We start from the raw sequence: 18,711 nt of genomic DNA on the forward strand, positions 1-18,711 counted from the left end.
CTTCGGTGGTCAAGACGAACGTACCGTCCGGACCGGCGACATCGGCGAGCTCGCCCGTGCCTGCCCCGAGCGGAAGGAGTGCTCCCCGCCGACGACGGTCGTCGTGGAACCGTCCGGGAGGATCACCTCGGCCTCGACGCCGTCCGGAACCACGACACGGACCTCGACCTCGTCCCGCACGCGGCGCCAGTGGGACTCGACCCGGCCGTGCGGCGTCTCCAGGCTGCCGCCCGCCCAGTCGAGTCCGGCTCCGGGCGTCGGGGCGAGACGGACGCGCGCGTATCCCGGCGCGGCGGGCTGGATCCCGGCGACGACCTTGTAGAGCCAGTCGGCGACGGCACCGAGGGCGTAGTGGTTGAAGCTCGTCATCTCCCCCGGGTTGATCGAACCGTCGGCGAGCATCGAATCCCACCGCTCCCAGATCGTCGTCGCACCCATCGTCACGGGATACAGCCAGGACGGACATCCCGTCTCCAGCAGGAGCCGGTAGGCGTCGTCGACATGGCCCGTCCCGGACAGGGCCCAGGTGACGAAGGGTGTGCCGACGAACCCCGTGGTGACGAGGTAGTCCCGCTCGCGGACGACCTCGGCGAGCCGGTCACCGGCGGCCGCTCGGGCCCCGCCGTCGAGCAGGCCGAAGCAGATCGCCAGGGCGTAGACCGTCGCGCAGTCGGAGCGGATGCGGCCGGTCTCCTCGACGTAGTACCGCCGGAACGCCTCCTTGGTGCGGCGGGCCAGCTCCTCCCAGCGGGCGGCGTCGGACTCCTCGCCGATGACGCGCGCGGTCTCGGCGGCGAAGGACGCCGAGCGGTGGAGACACGCGGTGGCGACGACGCCGGCGTCGGCCTTGGCGGCCCACGGCTCGTGCGGCGGGGCGTCCGGGTCGAGCCAGTCGCCGAACTGGAATCCCCCGTCCCACAGGCCGTTCTCCGAGATGTGCGGAAGAACCGACTCCAGGTGGAGCACCATGCCCGGATAGTGCGCCGCGAGCCGCTCGCGGTCTCCATAGGCTTCCCAGAGCGCCTGGGGGACCCAGACCGCAGCGTCGCCCCAGACGGCGGTGGGCCCGTTCCAGCGGTCGAACATCTCCGCCCGAGGGAAGTGCGCGTGCTTGAGTGCGTCGGGAACGACGTGCGGGACGCCGTCGGCTCCGGAGTGACGGGTCTCCTCGGCGAGGTCGAGCAGCCATCGGTGGAGGAAGCCGGACGTGTCGAACTGGAAGGACGCCGTGGCGGCATAGGCGGCGATGTCTCCGGTCCAGCCGAGCCGCTCGTCCCATTGCGGACAGTCGGTCGGGACATGGAGGAAGTTGCCCCTCTGGCCCCACACCGAGTTCTCGACAAGCCGGTTGACGAGGTCGTGCGAGCACGCGAAGGTGCCGATACGTGCCATGTCCGAGTGGACGACGACCGCCTCGATGGCGTCCGGTGCGAGCTCCCCCGGATGTCCGGTGACCTCGGCGTAGCGGAACCCGTGGAACGTGAGGGCCGGTTCGAACTCGTCGGCGCCGCCGGAGAGCACGAAGGTGTCGGTGGCTCTGGCGGCACGAAGCGGCCGGGTGCCGAGTTCGTCGTTCTCGAGGACCTCGGCGTGCCGGACCACGATTTCCGTGCCGGCCGGACCCTCGGCGCGCAGTCGGATCCAGCCGACGAGGTTCTGGCCGAAGTCGACGAGGGTCCTGCCCCGCGGTGAGGTCCACACCCGCTGCGGCCGCAGCACCTCGTGCCGCGTCGCGAGCGGGCCGACCTGCGGGACGAGGGTCGAGCGGTCGAAGCCGACTTCACGGACCCGGAGCGGTTCACCGGTGCCGCGGAGCCGCGCGTCGATCCGCTCCCCGTTGTAGAGGCTGTTCTCGACGATCTCGCTCGTGCGCGCCGACCAGGAGGAATCCGTCGGAACCGACTGGACGTGCCCGTCGGCGAAGGTGATCCTGAGCTCGCCGACGAAGCCGATGTCCTCGCCGTAGTTGGCGTTCGCGCCCTCGAAGCAGAGATCGCCGCGCCACCAGCCGTTGCCGAGGAGCACCGAGAGATCGACCCGGTCTTCGGCGGCCGGGGACCGCTCCCCCTTCCGCGCGGCGCCGTCCGTACCGCGCAGAAGGGGGGTCACGTCGAACTCCTGAACCTGCAACCGCCACTCGTAGGACGTCCAGCCCGGGTCGAGAACGGAGTCGGAGACCGGACGTCCGTCGACGCGCGCCTCGTAGACGCCGTGGGCCGTCGCCCACAGGCGGGCCTCGGTCACCTGCGCACGGGGACCGTCGAGAGTGACGGTCCGGTGCAGGACGACTGCGGCGACGCGGTCGCTGCCGGCGCTGATCATCATGGCGGTGTCGAGCACGGTGGTGACTCCGGTTCGGGGTGCTGGCGTGGTCGCGGGGCGGAGCGGGCTGGTCCGGTCAGACGTACGGCGGGCTGACCGGCCGGTCGGCGCGGCCGGGGTCTGCGGCGCGGCCGGGGTCTGCGGCGCGGTCCGCGTCGGTCTCGCCCTCGGTGTCGAACTCGTTGCGCGCTTGGTTCCGGAAGGTGAGCCAGGCGACCCCGAGGCCGACGGCGACGGTGACGAACAGGCCGGTGTAGGTCAGGCGCGGGTTGTACTCGACGAGCGTCGGCGTGAACACCGCCAGGGTGGCGGCGAAGACCCGGGAGGCCGCGATGATGCTGCCCTGGGCGGTGGACCGCAGCATCGTCGGGAACGACTCCTGCGTCCAGACCTTCATGATCCCCTCGAAGGCGAGCGCGCCGCCGACGATGCTGAGCAGCATCGTCAGCACGAGGGTGGTCAGGCTGAACCCGAAGACGGCGGGGATGGCGTATGCGGAGACGAACAGGACCGCGCCGGCCCCGAAGAGGGTCATCCGATGGCGGGTCCCGACCAGCTTCATGAACAGCGCGCCGCCGATGAGGCCGAGCGGGAAGGTCAGCAGCCCGAGCCGCGAGTTGAGTTCGACGCTGATCCCGACGACGTTGACCGCTATGTACGTGCCGAACATCCCGCCCGTGCTGGCCGCGAGGTTGGTCAGACAGTAGAAGACGAGCAGCGCGATGAACGGCTTGGCATAGGGGGACTTGAACAGGTCGGTGAAGTGCACACGCTCGGCACGGTTCGTCCCGATCCCACGGTGGCGCTCGTCACGGGCCTTCAACCAGTACGGCGACTCGGGAATCCCGATCCGGAGCAGCAGGAGGACCAGGGCGACGACGACGATGTGGCCATACATGATCTGCCCGCCGAGCCGACCGAGGTGGCCGGCGAAGGACGCGATGAGGGTTGTCGCGAGGATGCCGACTCCCCAGAGCAGATTGGACAGGCCCAGAAGCGCACCCCGGTTCTTGTCGGTCGCCGCCTCGGAGATCGTGGCGAGCGAGACCGGCAGGTCGGCACCCGTGCCGAGACCCACGAGCACGACCCCCGCCAGCAGGACCGGGAAGGCCGTTCCGAAGACCATCAGTGCGGAGCCGACGGCGATCATCGCCATCGTCGCGGTGAAGACGGTCCGACGGCCGATGGCATCACCCAGCCTGCCACCGACGAGGGCACCGATCGCGATGCAGAAGGTGAGGACTCCCGAGAGCCAGCCGAACTCGCTGCCGCTCAGGCCGATCGAGTCCTGGTAGATGACAAGCGCGATGCCGTTCGACACGATTGCTGCGGCGTCGATGTACGAGGCCATCCCCGAGACGATGCCCACCCACCACGGGTTGGGCATCTTTGCGGTACCGGCGACTGGCAGGGCCATAACGGTTCCCCTTCGAACTGTTGACGGTCGAATCCGCAGATTGAATCGACTCAATCGAAAGGTAAACAGCCTATGAATCGATCCACAAGAGGTTTCGGCCACATTTCTCCGGGCCGGCGAACCTCGGGGCTGTCGTGATTAAACCGGCGCTCCGGCCATCTGCGACGCCTGGCGCCGCTGCGCTCCCCTGGGCCGCACGGCGACGGGCTCTCCGTCGAGGCACCTCGCGATCGACCGCCCCACACCGCTCTCACCTGCGACTTTGAGTTGATCGACGCCGCTCGCCGCCGAGTGGGGTGCGGCGCGCCCGGTGGAGACGGTGGGCGGGGGGACGCACCGGAGACATCGTCAGCACCGTTGAGCGCGCGGGCACGCAGCGAAGCCACCGGGCGATGACGAGGGTACGGCCACATGCCCGGCCCCGCTCCGGTGGCCAGAAGCAGCCACCACCTTCGATTCGCGAGCAGCAGCCATGGCACTGCGAGCGGAGCCGTGGTAAATGAGCGTCAGCCCGGGACGGGACCCGGGCCGCGCCCTGCCGCACGCCGCCCGGCTCTTGACGCCCGACCTGCCCACGCACCGCCCGGCCAGAGCCGTCCGCGTACGCCGGGAACCCGCGGCCACCCACGTACACCGCGCGTGAACAGGCCCCCTCCGCGCACCGGCACGCCGACACCGGCCGGACGTCGTCGGCCGCACCCTCAGGCTGTACGGAGGGGCATCGTGGAGACCGGCTACCTGGACTCCGTGTCCGCGCTCGGCCCGCGGTCCCGGGAAACCGCGGCCGTGGACTCGCGCACGACCAGTTCGGGCGAAAAGACCACCTGCCTGGGCTTGCCCGACCCGAGCAGGAGACCGGCCGCCTCCCAGCCCATCCGGTACATCGGCTGCCGGACCGATGTGAGCGGTACGGCGAGTTCACCGGCGAAGGACACGTCGTCGTAGCCGACGACGGACAGCCGTCCGGGAACGGCGATGCCGGATTCGCGGGCCTGGCGCAGTGCGCCGAGCGCGACGAGGTCGTTGACGCAGAAGACGGCCGTCACATCCGTCGCGAGGAGTTCACGCATGGCCTCGTGGCCGCGGGACGAGTCGAGCGACTCGATCCGCACCTCGACGAGGTCCGATTCCGGGTCGCCGCCCGCGGCCTCGACCGCCGCTCGGGCGCCGGCGCGCCGGTCGCGGCACTGCTGGATGTCGGGCGAGCCGTTGATGAAGCCGATCCGCGTGTGCCCGAGGCCGAGCAGATGCTCCACCGCGGCGCGTGCCCCCTCCACGTCGTCCCCCGCCACGGCGTCGAGGTCCCGGCCCTTGGGCCGGTGGTCGAGGAGCACGACACGGGTGCCGTGGTCGACGAGGATGCCGAGGTTGTCGCGGGTGCCTCGTGACGGGGTGAGCATCACGCCCTGGAGGCGCTGCTGCGCGAACTGTTCGAGGATCCTGCGCTCACGTGCCGGGTCGGCGTCCGAACTGCTGAGGACCATGGTGAGCCCGGCCTCGACGAGCCGGTCCTCGGCGCCGCGCGCCATCTCGGTGAAGAAGGGGTTCGCGATGTCGAGGACGAGGACACCCGCCGTCCGGGAGGCGCCCTCGCGCAGCTGGCGGGCGGATGCGTTGGGGACGAAGCCGAGCTGACGGATGGCGTCCTCCACACGGGACCGCGTCCGTTCGGCGACGATGTGCGGCCGGTTGAGGACGTTCGACACCGTCCCGACGGACACGCCCGCATGGCGCGCGACATCGCCGATGCGCACCGATTCGGCAGAAACCGTCACGACCCCCTCCTGACCAAACGCTTGCGATCAGTATAGGGGGCGTGTTTGAATCGATTCATAACCTCTCGCAAGGAAGATGACATGGTCGATTTCGCCGACGTCACACCGCGCCTGTCCCAGCTCGCGATCGAGCTTCCCTCCTGGGCCTTCGGAAACTCCGGCACCCGCTTCAAGGTCTTCGGCGCCCCCGGCACGCCACGCACCGTGCAGGAGAAGATCGCCGACGCCGCGACCGTCCACCGGTTCACCGGACTCGCCCCCACGGTGGCACTGCACATCCCGTGGGACACGGTCGACGACTTCGGCGCGCTTCGCGCCCACGCCGAGGAACAGGGCGTCGTGCTCGGCACGATCAACAGCAACACCTTCCAGGACGACGACTTCAAGCTCGGCAGTCTCACCCACTCCGACCCGAAGGTGCGCCGCAAGGCGGTCGACCATCACCTCGCCTGTATCGAGGTGATGAACGAGACCGGCTCCCGCGACCTCAAGATCTGGCTCGCCGACGGCACCAACTATCCCGGCCAGGGGGACATCCGGGCACGCCAGGAATGGCTGGCCGAAGGGCTGGCGGAGATCTGCGCCCAGCTCTCCGGCGATCAGCGGCTGGTGCTGGAGTACAAGTTCTTCGAGCCGGCCTTCTACCACACCGACGTGCCGGACTGGGGCACGTCGTACGCACACTGCGTCGCCCTCGGCGAGCGGGCGGTGGTCTGCCTCGACACCGGGCATCACGCGCCGGGCACGAACATCGAGTTCATCGTCGCGCAGCTCCTGCGGCTCGGGAAGCTCGGCTCGTTCGACTTCAACAGCCGCTTCTACGCCGACGACGACCTGATCGTCGGCGCAGCCGATCCCTTCCAGCTGTTCCGGATCCTCGTCGAGGTCGTCCGGGGCGGCGGCTACGGGCCCGGCTCGGACGTCGCGCTCATGCTCGACCAGTGTCACAACATCGAGCAGCGGATTCCGGGACAGATCCGGTCCGTGCTCAACGTGCAGGAAATGACCGCCCGTGCGCTGCTCCTCGACACCGGGGCACTCGACGCGGCGCGCACCGCGGGCGACGTCCTGCTCGCCCACGAAATCTTCACCGACGCGTTCTACACCGACGTACGACGTGACCTCGCCGACTGGCGCGAGTCCCGCGGTCTCCCGGCCGACCCGATGCGGGCCTACCTCGCCTCCGGCTACCAGAAGCAGATCGAGGCGGACCGGGTCGGCGGTCGCCAGGCAGGATGGAACTGACGTGAACAACACCGTCGTCGAGGCGCTGATCAGCCGCTCGAACCGGCTCGGCAGCGACCCGAGGAACACCAATTACGCCGGCGGCAACACCTCCGCCAAGGGCACCGAGAACGATCCCGTGACCGGCGAGCCGGTCGAGCTGCTGTGGGTGAAGGGGTCCGGCGGCGACCTCGGCACACTGACCGGATCCGGGCTGGCGGTGCTGCGCCTGGACCGGATGCGCGCACTCGTCGGCGTCTACCCCGGTGTCGAGCGCGAGGACGAGATGGTCGCCGCGTTCGACTACTGCCTGCACGGCAAGGGGGGTGCTGCCCCGTCGATCGACACCGCCATGCACGGCCTCGTCGACGCGGCGCACATCGACCACCTGCACCCCGACTCCGGCATCGCGATCGCCACCGCCGCCGACGGCGAGGAGCTCACCGAGAAGATCTTCGGCGACCGGGTCGTCTGGGTGCCCTGGCGTCGCCCCGGATTCCAACTCGGTCTCGACATCGCCCGGGTCCGGCGGGACAACCCGCAGGCGATCGGGGTGGTGCTCGGTGGCCACGGCATCACCGCCTGGGGCGACAGTTCGGAGGAGTCCGAGCGCAACTCGCTGTGGATCATCGACACCGCGGCCGCGTACATCGCCGAGCACGGCCGGCCCGAGCCCTTCGGGCCGCCACTGGACGGGTACGGCGCCCTGCCGGACGAGGAGCGCCGGGCGAAGGCCGCGGCGCTCGCCCCGACCATCCGGGGAATCGCCTCGCAGGACCGGCCGATGATCGGCCACTTCACCGACTCCGACGTGGTCCTCGACTTTTTGGCCCACGCGGAGCACCCGCGACTGGCGAAGCTGGGCACCAGCTGCCCCGACCACTTCCTGCGTACCAAGGTCGAGCCACTGGTCCTCGACCTGCCGACGACCGCCTCGGTGGAGGAGTCGATCGCACGGCTCAGGGAACTGCATGTCGCCTACCGCGCGGACTACCAGTCCTACTACGAGCGGCACGCCACCGAGGACTCGCCCGCGATCCGCGGCGCGGACCCGCTGATCGTGCTCGTACCGGGCGTCGGCATGTTCAGCTTCGGCAAGGACAAGCAGACCGCCCGGGTGGCCGGCGAGTTCTATGTGAACGCGATCAACGTCATGCGCGGTGCCGAGGGCCTGTCGACGTACTCCCCCATCGACGAGTCCGAGAAGTTCCGCATCGAGTACTGGGCGCTGGAGGAGGCGAAGCTCCGGCGCATGCCGGAGCCCAAGCCGCTCGCCACCAGGATCGCGCTGGTCACCGGCGCCGCCTCCGGCATCGGCAGGGCGACCGCGAAGCGACTCGCCGCCGAGGGCGCCTGCGTGGTGATCGCCGACCTCGACCTGGCGAAGGCCGAGGCCGCCGCCGCGGAAATCGGCGGCCCGGACGTCGCCGTCGGGGTGGCCGCGGACGTCTCCGACGAGGCGGCCGTGCGGGCGATGACCGACGCGGCGGTACTCGCCTTCGGCGGCCTCGATCTGGTCGTGAACAACGCGGGTCTGTCGCTGTCGAAGTCGCTGCTGGAAACCACCGAGCGGGACTGGGACCTTCAGCACGACGTGATGGCCAAGGGCTCGTTCCTGGTCTCGAAGGCGGCCGCGAAGGTGCTGATCGACCAGGGGATGGGCGGAGACATCGTCTACATCTCCTCGAAGAACTCGGTCTTCGCCGGGCCGAACAACATCGCCTACTCCGCGGCCAAGGCCGACCAGGCGCACCAGGTCCGGCTGCTGGCGGCCGAGCTCGGGCAGCACGGCGTCCGGGTCAACGGCGTCAACCCCGACGGCGTGGTCCAGGGCTCCGGCATCTTCGCCGGGGGCTGGGGCGCCAAGCGGGCGGCGGTGTACGGCGTGGAGGAGCAGGACCTGGGCAAGTTCTACGCCCAGCGCACGCTGCTCAAGCGGGAGGTCCTGCCGGAGCACGTCGCCAACGCGGTCTTCGTGCTCTGCGGTCCGGACATGACCCACACCACCGGTCTGCACGTGCCCGTCGACGCGGGCGTGGCAGCGGGCTTCCTCCGATGACCTCGGTGCGGGTCGCGGCGGTCGACCTCGGCGCGACCTCCGGACGGGTGATCGCCGCCGAGGCGGGCCCCGGCCTGCTCCGCCTCGATGAGGTGCACCGGTTCCCCAACGATCCGGTGCGCACCCCCGACGGGCTGCACTGGAATCTGCTGGAGCTGTACCGCCAGGCGCTGGCCGGCCTCCAGCGGGCGCATCGGACCGGCGGCCCCCTGGCCGGTGTCGCCATCGACTCCTGGGCGGTGGACTACGGCCTGTTCCGGGACGGCCGGCTGCTCGGTGTTCCGTTCCACTACCGCGACGAGGTCCGCGGGGCGGCGGGTGTCGAGCGGGTGCACGCGGCGCTGCCGCACGCCGAGTTGTTCGCCCGCAACGGCCTGCAGTTCCTGCCGTTCAACACGGTGTACCAGCTGGCCGCCGACCCGTGGGCCGAACTCGCCGACCGCATGCTGCTGGTGCCGGACCTGCTCGGCCGATGGCTGACCGATACGGAGGCGACCGAGCGGACCAACGCGTCCACCACCGGGCTGCTCGATGTCCGCACCGGGGAGTGGGACCGCGAGCTGGCCGGCCGGCTCGGGCTGCCGCAGCGGGTGCTCGGCGAACTCGTCGACCCGGGCACGAGGATCGGCGCGCTGAGGGGTGACCTCGCCCGCGCGCTCGACCTGCCCGAGCTGCCGGTCACGACGGTGGGCTCCCATGACACGGCCTCGGCCGTGGTGGGTGTGCCGATGACCGGGCCCGGCGCGGCGTACATCTCCTGCGGCACCTGGGGACTGGTCGGCGCGGAGCTCGCCGAGCCGGTGCTCACCGAGGCCGCGCGCGCGGCGAACTTCACCAACGAGGGCGGTGTGGACGGCCGGATCCGCTTCCTCACCAACGTCATGGGTCTGTGGCTGCTCAGCGAGAGCATGCGCTGGTGGGCGCGGGACGGCGAACCGGTGTCGCTCACCGATCTGCTGGCCGCGGCCGCCCGGCTCCCCGGGGATGTCGAGCTGTTCGACGTCCAGGACCCGCGGTTCCTTGCCCCCGGCGACCTGCCGGGGCGCATCGCGCAGTGGTACGACGAGCGCGGGCTGCCGGCGCCCACGGACCGGCCGTCCCTGGTCCGTGCTGTCCTGGAGAGTCTCGCGCAGGCGTTCACCGACGCCGTCGAGCGCACCCAGGAGCTGTCCGGTGAGCGGATCGACCGGATCCATGTCGTCGGCGGTGGCTCGCTCAACGTGCTGCTGTGCCAACGTCTGGCCGACCGGTCGGGCCGCAAGGTGCTGGCCGGTCCCGTCGAGGCCACCGCGCTCGGCAACGTGCTGGTGCAGGCGCGGACGGCGGGCGCCCTCACCGGCACGCTCGAGGACCTCCGTGACCTGGTGGCCCGGACCCACGCCCCGGTCGTCTTCACTCCGCGCCCGCGTCGGGCCGGCTGATCCGGGGGCGCCTCCGCGCCGACGGCCTGGCCCGACGCACGGTGTGCCCGGGCCTCGCCCGGTGTGCTCAGGTCCGGCTTCGCGGGTGCGCGCGGGGCGCCCGTCGTACCACTTCACGCCGGCCGCCCGGAACATCCGGTTCGCGGGGGCGGGAGCGGGGCGCCCCTGTGTGCCCCGCTCCCGCCCCCGCACCGGACACGCACCCCGCACCGAACAACACCTGATCACCCGCACCACACCCATCCGGCCCCCGCCGCAGCGAGCCGCGTGGCACACCGCGGGTCCGGGGGCGCAACGACGACTCCCTCGGTGCCCGGACCAGGGCTTCGGTGGTCTCGCGAACGTGGTCGAACCATCCGCCGGGGTTGCCGAAGGAGCGCGTACTCGAAGCCGCCCGACGCGACAGTGCTCCTCGGACCACGACGGGACCGGCTCAACCGCCGCAGCCGGTCGTGAATGACATCCAGTCGATGACCCAGCCGGTCGGCTCCTTCGTCCACTCGAAGCGGCCCACGTTCCTGTCGTATTCTCCGTCGGGCCTCTTATAGCAGGGGTCCAGCTTGGCCTTGCCGTCGATGTGCTGCACCTTCCCGTAGATCGGGATGTCCTTGCCTTCCGGAATCGGAGTGAGCTTCTTCTCCTGCACGTAGTAGGCGACGGCATCTTCGCAGAGCGGTGATCTGCCCTCAGATCTCAGGTCAAGTGCCCTGTAGAACGATCGCAGGAGCTCGCCTTGCGCCGAGGGAGCGGAATCGGCCAGCCGGCACACAGCCGCGCCGTCTCCCGCGTACAGCCCCCGGACGAAGGCCCGGTAGGACTCCTCCGGACTTTGGGGAGGCTTCGGGGCGTCGGCAGCAACGTCTCCGTCCAAGGGCCCCTCTCCGGCCCCGGCGGGGAACGTACCCGTAGTGTCCTCTCCCCCGCAGCCGGTCAGCAGCAGACATGCCACTGTCGGCAGCAAAATAGTTCTCCACACTCGCCTGTTCACAGCAAAATCTCCAGTCACGGGCCGAACTAGCCCTAAAATATGGCGTGTTGATCAATTTGATCACACACACCTTCAAAAGGCGAGAACGGCCTCAGCGGGCCGGTTTGGGGTCCGGCTCCTCGCCCCGAACGGAACTCGGGCCCGGGTCCTCGGTGTCGGTGTCGAACGGTGGCGCTTTTTCGGTCCACTTCATCGAGGTGATCGTCGTGTAGCTCTGCAGCTCGCCCTTGCTCACGCCGTCACCGCTCCGGGTGGCGACCGTCTCGGTGCCGAGCGGCATGCCCGTGGACTTGTCGAAGATCAGGCGGAGTTCGACAGGTCCGTGGGGACTGGGGAGGCCGACGGCGTAGCCGGTGCGGCCGGTGTGGTCCTTGATGTCGCCGAGGGAGCGCACGCCGGGTTCGGCGGCGAGGAGGCGGTAGGCGGCGGCGCGCAGGGCCGGGGTGGACGGGAGGGTCGTGGCGAGTCGGATGGCCGTGTCGACGACGATCCCGTCGAGGATTTTCTCAGGGGCGTTGTAGTCCTTGTCGACGAGGGCGAACAGGCGCTTGCGGAGGGCCTTTTCATCGGTGGGGAGCGTGGCCAGCAGGCGGAGGGGGAGGTCGCCCATCGGGACGATGTCCCCGTCTCCGCCGGGGGCGTCGTGCTGGATCTCGCCCTTGCCGGCGTAGGTGAAGGTCTCACCACCCTCCACGTTCCACGACGTGGGGGAACCGTCCGCCTTCCACGCCGCCTCGTCGGCCTTCGTGGCCGGACGTGCCCCCAGGTCCAGGAGCTGCGACCACTGCTTGTTCTTGGCTGCGGCCGTCCAGTACCGCTGCTCCATGCGGGTGGCGACGGTGTAGTTCTTGCCGGAGACCTTGTGGAGGGAACCGAAGTGTTCCTCCACGTACCAGTACGTGCCGGAGCCCGCCGGTTGCCGACTGACGTGGGAGGCGGCAGCGAGAAGGACCCGGCTGCCGGAGCCCGATGCCGCGGAGGGCGCGGGTCCTGGCTTCTCCGGCGCGGTGTCGGTGATCACCACGGCCGCCACCGCCGTCGCCGTGGCCAGGGCGAGACCCGAGACGAGAGGGCGGCCCACCCTCCGCGGCCGGGCGGTGGCGCGAGCCGTGCGCGTCGCCCGCGGACGGCTCATGACCGTTGCGAGCTCCTCTTCCCGGACCGGCGTCGGCGTGGGGCGGTCGGTGTCGAGGTGGGCGGGGCGGACGGCTGTCAGGCGGTGCAGGATGTCGTTCTTCACCGGGCTTCCTTTCCTACGGCGATCCGGACTCGGGTGGACACGCGCGGCATGTCTGCGGCCTCCTCCGTGGGCGGGTGGGCGGAAGCGGCCTGGGTGAGACGTTTGCGCGCCCGGTGCAGACGGACCCGCAGGGTGATGGGTGAGCAGCCGACCACCGCGGCCGCCTGGGCCGGGGTCAGGCCCTGCCACCCGGAGAGGATCAGTAGTTCCCGATCGTCCTCCGGCAGCGTGGCCAGCGCCTTGAGCAGCGCGCTTCGCTCGGACACCTCCTCGGCGATGTCCGCCTCGACGGGTTCCGTCCAGGAGCGCAGTTCGGCGGCGAACGACGCGCGCCTGGCCTCCGCCCGGATACTGTCCCGCAGGATGTTGCGGGCGACTCCGAGCAGCCATGGCAGCGGCGGCTCGGGGACGTCGTCCAGCTTGCGCCAGGCCACGGTGAACGTCTCGTTCACCACCTCGTCGGCGACCTGCCGTCCCGCACGGCTGACCACGTAGGCCCACACGCGTTGCCGACAGCCGTCATAGATGGCGGTGAAACGATCCGCGTCGTTGTCGGGCACTGCCGCACCTCCTGTCCCTCCTGGTGTGCTCTGTCGTTGAGTAGTGGGCCGAACGGGGCGATCGTTACAGCGGCATGCCGGAGAACACGCCCGTGGAACGAGGCGTACGTCACATCAGGGTCGGCAACGGTGCCGCGCAGGGCGCGGCGGCCGGAAGTGGGATGCCGCGGGGGTGCAGGTGACGTGGAGGACGGGCGAGGTTCTCGTCCGTGCGCTCGGCGATCCGGCGCTGGACGTGGGCGCGGTCCTCGGCGACCCGGCGCTGGGCGGCGGGAGCCGCTCGACATGCACGCAGGTCTGGGACACGGGGTGCGGCAGGTGTCGCCCCACATGCTGCAGGGCTGATGGGGCGGGCTCCGCATTCCTCGCACACCCGGTCCGCCGGTGGTACGGCGAGCAGCGGCTGCGACGAGCCGGGCGGCACTGGCGGAGGTGGGTGCGGACTTGGCGGCGAGGTGGAGGTCGAAGATGCTGCGGTGGCCGGCGCCGTCGCGGATACTGCGCTACCCGCGTGTCGCGTGCATCTCCTGGAACAACTCGAACTCGCCGTCGGGGGCGGCACTGAACCCTTGCCAGCGGAACGAGGTCGCCGTGACGTCGGTGAACGTCCACCGCGAGCGACCGCCCTCGGAGTCGGTACCCTCCTGGATCATCCCGCCAGCGCCGTCAGGCCGGCCGATCTGGGAAAAGTACGACGGAAGCTTCGGTGAGATCCACGTGATCTGCCACAACCCGGTCGTGATGTCGTACATGCGGATGGTGGTGCCGGGATACCGACCGTGGAACTCCGGGCAGAAGAGCACGTCCTGCACCACCCGGCCGCCCAAGGCCCAGCCGAAACGCCACTCACCCGCTGCGGTACGCCACTGCCCGTCGGGGTACCGGTATCGGTTGCTGATGTTCCAGGTTCCGACCAGCCTGCCGTAGAGCATCATCGCCTCGGCATGGTCCGGATCCGGGCCGTCGGCCGAGAGCAGCTCCAGCATCGGGTCATGGGACGACACAGTCATCAGGCTCTCAGACCTCCTGCTGATGGAACGCGATCGACCGGCAGAGGATAGCCCTCCCCTCCCCCTCCCCGCTGACACAGCGAGCGTTGCCCGATGCTGCACTGAGCCGTGTCGTCGACGTGCCGCCTGCCGTGCGGCGCTCCGAAGACACCTCCCCCTTGCGGCTTCCGGCGCGGCGGGAGCGGGGCTGCCGAAACTGATTTCCCTCATGCCTCGTCTTGAACAGCGAGGTCGAGCGGATGGGACGCCATGGTGGAGCAGCAGGGAGCAGTGGCCCGGTGGACACGATGCCGGTCCGGGCCGCGGGCCGCGGGTGGGAGTACGAAGCGGGATCCAGGGTGCCGGTCGGCCCGGAGACGGGGGCGGGTACCCGCGGTGTTCGCGGTGCTGACGGCCGGGCTCATGGCCTTCCACCGGGCGGTGCCCAACTCCGTGGGCCACCTGGGCAGTCTGCTGGAGGCATTCCTTCCGTGGCTCGGCCTGGTGGTCGTGGTGCTGCTCGTCCTGGCCCTGCTGCGCCGTTCAGCGACCACGCTGGTGGCACTGCTGTTGCCGACGGTTGCCTGGACGCACCTCTTCGGCGGGCTGCTGCTGCCCGCGGCGGCTCCCGGCCCGCACGACCTGGTCGTGGTGCAGCACAACGTCAGCGACGAGAACACCGACCCGGCGGGCACGGCACGCGCCCTGGCCGGCGCCGGGCCCGATCTCATCGGGTTGGAGGAGCTGGTGCCCCCGGCGCTGGCGGTGTACGCGCGGACCCTCGCCCCGAACTACCCGTACCACGCGGTCCGGGGCACCGTCGGACTCTGGTCGAAGCATCCGCTGACCGGTACCCGGCTGGTGGACATCAAACCCCAGGGGATCACGGAGACGTGGAGTCGCGGGCTGCGGACCGTGGTCCACACCCCGCACGGCGACATCGCGGCGTACGTCGCGCACCTGCCCTCGGTCCGGGTCCGCGCGAGCGGTCTCGCGTCCTCCCGGCGGGACGAGAGCGCCGGTCTGCTGGGCGGGGCCATCGCCGCCGAGAAGCTGGAGACGGTCCTCCTGCTCGGCGATCTCAACGGCACCGTCGAAGACCGTGGGCTGGCCCCGCTGACCTCACGGATGAACACAGCGGAGCGAGGTTTCGCCTTCAGCTTCCCCGCCGCCTTCCCCATGGCGCGTATCGACCAGGTCATGGCCCGCTCAGCGACGGTCCGTCAGATCCGCACCTTGTCGCCCACGGACAGCGACCACCTGCCGGTCATCGCTCGGGTCGCACCGGGCTGAAGGAATGATCTCGATGCCGACAGCCCCGAGGACCACGATCGGCGTTCATGACGGAGAATGCCGGGATGCCTCAACCCAGAATCCGTGTCGCCGCGTACGTGATCCGGCATCGTGCCGCCCCCGAACTACTGGTGTTCGACCACGTAGGCATACCGGAGGCAGGAACCCAGGTCCCCGCGGGAGGGGTCAGACGCGGCTCTTCGGGAGGTCGCCGAGGAAACCGGCCTGCTGACAGCAACGGTGGTGAGGCGGATTGCGGTGGAGGACAAACCTCGAACCACCAGTGACGCGCGCCGAACACGACCAACCCGACAGGTGAGCCCGTCGGTTCCGGCCGGCTCAAGCCGCTGCCGGTCGAGGAGCGCCGTCCTGGAAGGACCAGCCGGCGAAGCGGGCGGCCGGAAAGTTCGTCCCGGCTTCGTCCCCGAATCCTGCCGACCGCGGTTTGCCCGCCGCCGCCTGGCCGCCGCCCCCGCACATCGCGGACGAGGGCAGGGCGGTCGAAGCGGTCGGAAGCGCGTGGAGCGGGCCGTCGGCAGCGGACGCGTGACCGGATCCACGAGGATGTCAGGTTCCAGACATGCCGGTTTCAGACAGTGAACGACCGTTCTGGAGTCGGTAGTTGGCCTTACAGACTGGGCGTCGCCCTTGGATGCCCCACCGGGGCACCCTCGAAAGGAGACCTCGTGAAGAAGACCCTGTCTGTGGCAGCGAGCCTGGCGATCGCCGCGACCTGTGGCCTTGGCGTGGCGCTTCCCGCGCACGCCGCTGACGCGACCGGCCTCACGACTGCGGCGAGCCGGTCGCTGCAGTCCTCCATCGACACCTCCTCCATGGACCCGCAGCATCAGGCCATCGTCGACCGGATCCTGGCCGAGCTGCCCGCCGACTGGGAGGCCCGCCTCCACGCGGCCAAGGCCAAGTACGGCCTGAAGGGCGAGGAGTGGCAGCAGATCCGCGACAGCGCGATCAACCCCGGCGACTACCAGTGCCAGACGACCGATCTTTCGAAGTACGCCAACTCCCTCCTCGATGGCGCCCAAGACCCGTGGACCATCTTCATCCTTTCGCTCTTCGGCGGCTTCGACATGCCCACCTACGACGCGCTGATCTACGGCAAGGAGTCGTCGTCGAACACGTTCGGCGTCAAGGGTGAGTACACCCAGCAGCTCAACTCCGAGATGAAGAACCTCAAGCGCTTCTGGGACATCGACTCGGCGCGCATCGAGCTGATCCCCATGCACGGCGCGGACGTCTTCGCCAGCCCGGACCGGCTCGCCCGCACGCTCTCCGTGCTGTACGGAGGCACGCCCGAGGGGAACCTCGGCCTGGCCGGCATGCTCATCGAGCTGGTCGACTCGGAGCCGGTCCTCCAGGGCGGCGCCAACCCGATCTTCAGCTTCAACGCCTTCGCCTACAGCGAGAAGGACGATCCGGAGCCGCTCGGCATCACGGACCGGATCATCATGGGTGACGGCATCCTGCAGGGCATGAACGCGGTGAGCCTGGGCGACGTCGCGCCGCGCGGCATCCTGGGCCACGAGTTCGGTCACCACGTCCAGTACCAGAAGAACCTCTTCGAGAGCGATCTGACCGGCCCGGAGGCCACCCGCCGCACCGAGCTCATGGCGGACGCGTTCGGCACGTACTACCTGACCCACGCCCGCGGCGAGTCGCTGAACGCCGCCCGCGTCCTCAAGTCCGAGAAGTCGTTCTACCAGGTCGGCGACTGCAGCTTCACCAGCTCCGGCCACCACGGCACGCCCGACCAGCGGCTCAACTCGGCGACTTGGGCGGCGGGCGTGGCCAACGAGGCGCCGAACCAGGGCCACATCCTGCCCGCCCTCGCGTTCGACAAGCTCTTCGAGGCCAAGCTGCCCGACCTGGTCAAGCCGGACAGCAAGTAACGACCTCGCCCACGATTGTCAGCGGCGTCGCAGCGTCTGGGACCTCCGCCTCCGGCGTTGTCGTCAGTCGCCGACGCTCCTTCCCCGAGCTCTCAGCTGCTTTCGAGCAGGGGAGACCCCATCCGACTCCCTCCTCCGCCTTGGATTCGAAGGCCCCAGACACCGCTCCTTCTCCCACCGCCAATCGTGGGCGAGGTCGTAAGGATCACCACCACACCGCGGGGCGATGAACGCCTGAGCGGCTGAGGACCCGCGCGGGGCGGGCCGGATCACGCACCGGCCCGCCCCGCGCGCCCACGCTCCCGTGCCACGAGCCGGCCGCGGACCGGGGTCACAGCCAGCCGCGACGGCTGGCCTGGACGCCGAGCTGGAACCGGGTCTTGGCACCGAGCATCTCCTGGAGTCGGGCGATGCGCCGGGCGACGGTGCGCTCGCTCACCCCGAGCTCTCTGGCGATCGACTCGTCGGTCAGTCCGGTGCTGAGGTAGCTCAGGAGCCGCCGCCCCTCGGGGGTCGCCTCGCTCTTGACCGCCTCACCGACCGGTGGGAGCGGAACGGCGATCTGCCAGTACGACTCGAAGACGCCGATCAGTCCGTCCAGGAGCCCCGACGGCCGCACGACGACACTGTGGTGTCCCGTACGGTTCGGGGCGGCGACGGACACCACGGCGAAACGGTCGTCGCAGACCAGCACGTTCAGCGCGACATCGGGGAAGACCCGGGCCTGTTCCCCCCGGGCAACGCACTCGTGCGCCACTTCCAGCGCCTTGGGGTCCTGCAGGATGTTGGCGCTGTACACCACCCGGTAGGCGATCCCGCGGTCCAGCGCGTCCAGTGTGCCGGGGCCGACCTCCGGCATCCGGTCGCCCCCGCCCACCGGCCCTATCGACAGCGCGCGCACCTGGGACACGGCCCCGTTGTGCACCCGCGACTGGATCTCCCCGCGCCGCTCGGAGGTGTCGACGACCTCGACGTAGGTCACTCCGGCGGTGTGGTCGAGCCAGTACTGCGACAGGGCTGTGGCGCTCTCGTAGGCGATCCGGGCCTGGCGCGCGCGCCGCTCGGCTACCGCCTCCAGCGCCGCGCGGGGCGGCTGGGCGATCAGCCTCCCGTCCGTACGGGACACCAGGCCGATGTCGCCGAGTTCGGCGACGGCGTCCTTGAGGCCGTCGAGCGGTGACCCGGCCAGCGTCGGCCGGTCGGTGAGCTCGGCCAGGGTCTGCGGACCCCGTTCCACGAGCGCGAGGTAGGCGGCCTCCGCTGTCGCGGAGAGACCGAGATCCTGCAACGGGCGCAGCGTGTGCATGTCCCCCCAACCCGGCGGCGCCACACGGCACCACCACCGACCCCACATATCCGGTGGCTTCCATTCCGCTAAAGATCGTCACCCTAGCACCGGCATGATCACGCAGACCGGTCGGCGACGTCGGCCGGTGCCCTGGAGCCGCCTGCGCCGCTTGCGCAGTTCCTGCTTTCTGCTTTCTGCTTCTTCTGCGTTCTCGGCTTCGGTGTCCGT

13 protein-coding genes and 1 pseudogene are annotated in these 18,711 nt (G+C 70.1%); 6 read left to right on the forward strand and 8 right to left on the reverse strand.

Annotated elements, in window-relative coordinates:
* Nucleotides 1-9: 9 nt before the first annotated feature.
* The 3 genes from ACFYY6_RS18980 to ACFYY6_RS18990 all read right to left on the reverse strand — a co-directional run bounded on the left by ACFYY6_RS18980 (nt 10) and on the right by ACFYY6_RS18990 (nt 5,514).
* Entirely contained in the window at nt 10-2,340 is a 2,331-nt protein-coding gene (locus ACFYY6_RS18980; RefSeq protein WP_389194261.1) for a family 78 glycoside hydrolase catalytic domain, read from the reverse strand.
* A gap of 58 nt (nt 2,341-2,398) precedes the next feature.
* The gene (locus tag ACFYY6_RS18985) at nt 2,399-3,739 is read right to left on the reverse strand and encodes an MFS transporter (RefSeq protein WP_351624411.1); all 1,341 of its coding nucleotides are present in this window, start codon (nt 3,737-3,739) and stop codon (nt 2,399-2,401) included.
* Between the two features lie 734 nt (nt 3,740-4,473).
* Nucleotides 4,474-5,514: a LacI family DNA-binding transcriptional regulator gene (locus ACFYY6_RS18990; protein WP_351521856.1), complete on the reverse strand. Its 1,041-nt coding sequence runs from the start codon at nt 5,512-5,514 to the stop codon at nt 4,474-4,476.
* Between the two features lie 81 nt (nt 5,515-5,595).
* On the opposite strand from ACFYY6_RS18990, the gene rhaI reads away from it, so the two are divergent.
* From rhaI to ACFYY6_RS19005, 3 genes are read left to right on the forward strand one after another with little or no spacing between them, the layout of a single operon-like run.
* Nucleotides 5,596-6,759: an L-rhamnose isomerase gene (gene rhaI / locus ACFYY6_RS18995; protein ID WP_388651842.1), complete on the forward strand. Its 1,164-nt coding sequence runs from the start codon at nt 5,596-5,598 to the stop codon at nt 6,757-6,759.
* A 1-nt stretch (nt 6,760) separates the two neighbouring features.
* Nucleotides 6,761-8,797: a bifunctional aldolase/short-chain dehydrogenase gene (locus ACFYY6_RS19000; protein ID WP_389194265.1), complete on the forward strand. Its 2,037-nt coding sequence runs from the start codon at nt 6,761-6,763 to the stop codon at nt 8,795-8,797.
* Nucleotides 8,794-10,218: a rhamnulokinase family protein gene (locus ACFYY6_RS19005; protein ID WP_386607804.1), complete on the forward strand. Its 1,425-nt coding sequence runs from the start codon at nt 8,794-8,796 to the stop codon at nt 10,216-10,218. The genes ACFYY6_RS19000 and ACFYY6_RS19005 overlap by 4 nt, the downstream gene beginning before the upstream one ends.
* A gap of 433 nt (nt 10,219-10,651) precedes the next feature.
* Here the strand turns inward: ACFYY6_RS19005 and ACFYY6_RS19010 are convergent, their stop codons facing one another.
* The 4 genes from ACFYY6_RS19010 to ACFYY6_RS19025 all read right to left on the reverse strand — a co-directional run bounded on the left by ACFYY6_RS19010 (nt 10,652) and on the right by ACFYY6_RS19025 (nt 14,016).
* A complete protein-coding gene (locus ACFYY6_RS19010) occupies nt 10,652-11,089 on the reverse strand; it encodes a hypothetical protein (RefSeq protein WP_351521851.1) in 438 nt (145 codons plus the stop codon).
* A gap of 208 nt (nt 11,090-11,297) precedes the next feature.
* Nucleotides 11,298-12,446, reverse strand: coding sequence for a CU044_5270 family protein (locus ACFYY6_RS19015; RefSeq protein ID WP_351521850.1), 1,149 nt, complete (start codon nt 12,444-12,446; stop codon nt 11,298-11,300).
* Entirely contained in the window at nt 12,443-13,006 is a 564-nt protein-coding gene (locus ACFYY6_RS19020; RefSeq protein ID WP_351624421.1) for a sigma-70 family RNA polymerase sigma factor, read from the reverse strand. Before ACFYY6_RS19020 ends, ACFYY6_RS19015 begins: the two co-directional genes overlap by 4 nt.
* Before the next feature lie 503 nt (nt 13,007-13,509).
* Entirely contained in the window at nt 13,510-14,016 is a 507-nt protein-coding gene (locus ACFYY6_RS19025) for a hypothetical protein (RefSeq protein ID WP_351521847.1), read from the reverse strand.
* A 402-nt stretch (nt 14,017-14,418) separates the two neighbouring features.
* On the opposite strand from ACFYY6_RS19025, the gene ACFYY6_RS19030 reads away from it, so the two are divergent.
* From ACFYY6_RS19030 to ACFYY6_RS19040, 3 genes and pseudogenes are all read left to right on the forward strand, one after another.
* Complete coding sequence (locus ACFYY6_RS19030; RefSeq protein WP_351624532.1) at nt 14,419-15,288, forward strand: endonuclease/exonuclease/phosphatase family protein; 870 nt, start codon at nt 14,419-14,421, stop codon at nt 15,286-15,288.
* A gap of 65 nt (nt 15,289-15,353) precedes the next feature.
* Nucleotides 15,354-15,588, forward strand: a pseudogene (locus ACFYY6_RS19035) (NUDIX domain-containing protein); the annotation flags it as partial.
* A 386-nt stretch (nt 15,589-15,974) separates the two neighbouring features.
* A complete protein-coding gene (locus ACFYY6_RS19040; RefSeq protein ID WP_351521845.1) occupies nt 15,975-17,195 on the forward strand; it encodes a hypothetical protein in 1,221 nt (406 codons plus the stop codon).
* Between the two features lie 331 nt (nt 17,196-17,526).
* Here the strand turns inward: ACFYY6_RS19040 and ACFYY6_RS19045 are convergent, their stop codons facing one another.
* Nucleotides 17,527-18,501, reverse strand: a complete 975-nt coding sequence (locus ACFYY6_RS19045; RefSeq protein ID WP_351521844.1) for a LuxR C-terminal-related transcriptional regulator — start codon at nt 18,499-18,501, stop codon at nt 17,527-17,529.
* Nucleotides 18,502-18,711: the final 210 nt, after the last annotated feature.

This window comes from Streptomyces sp. NPDC001750, from assembly GCF_042892615.1.
Lineage (GTDB): Bacteria > Actinomycetota > Actinomycetes > Streptomycetales > Streptomycetaceae > Streptomyces.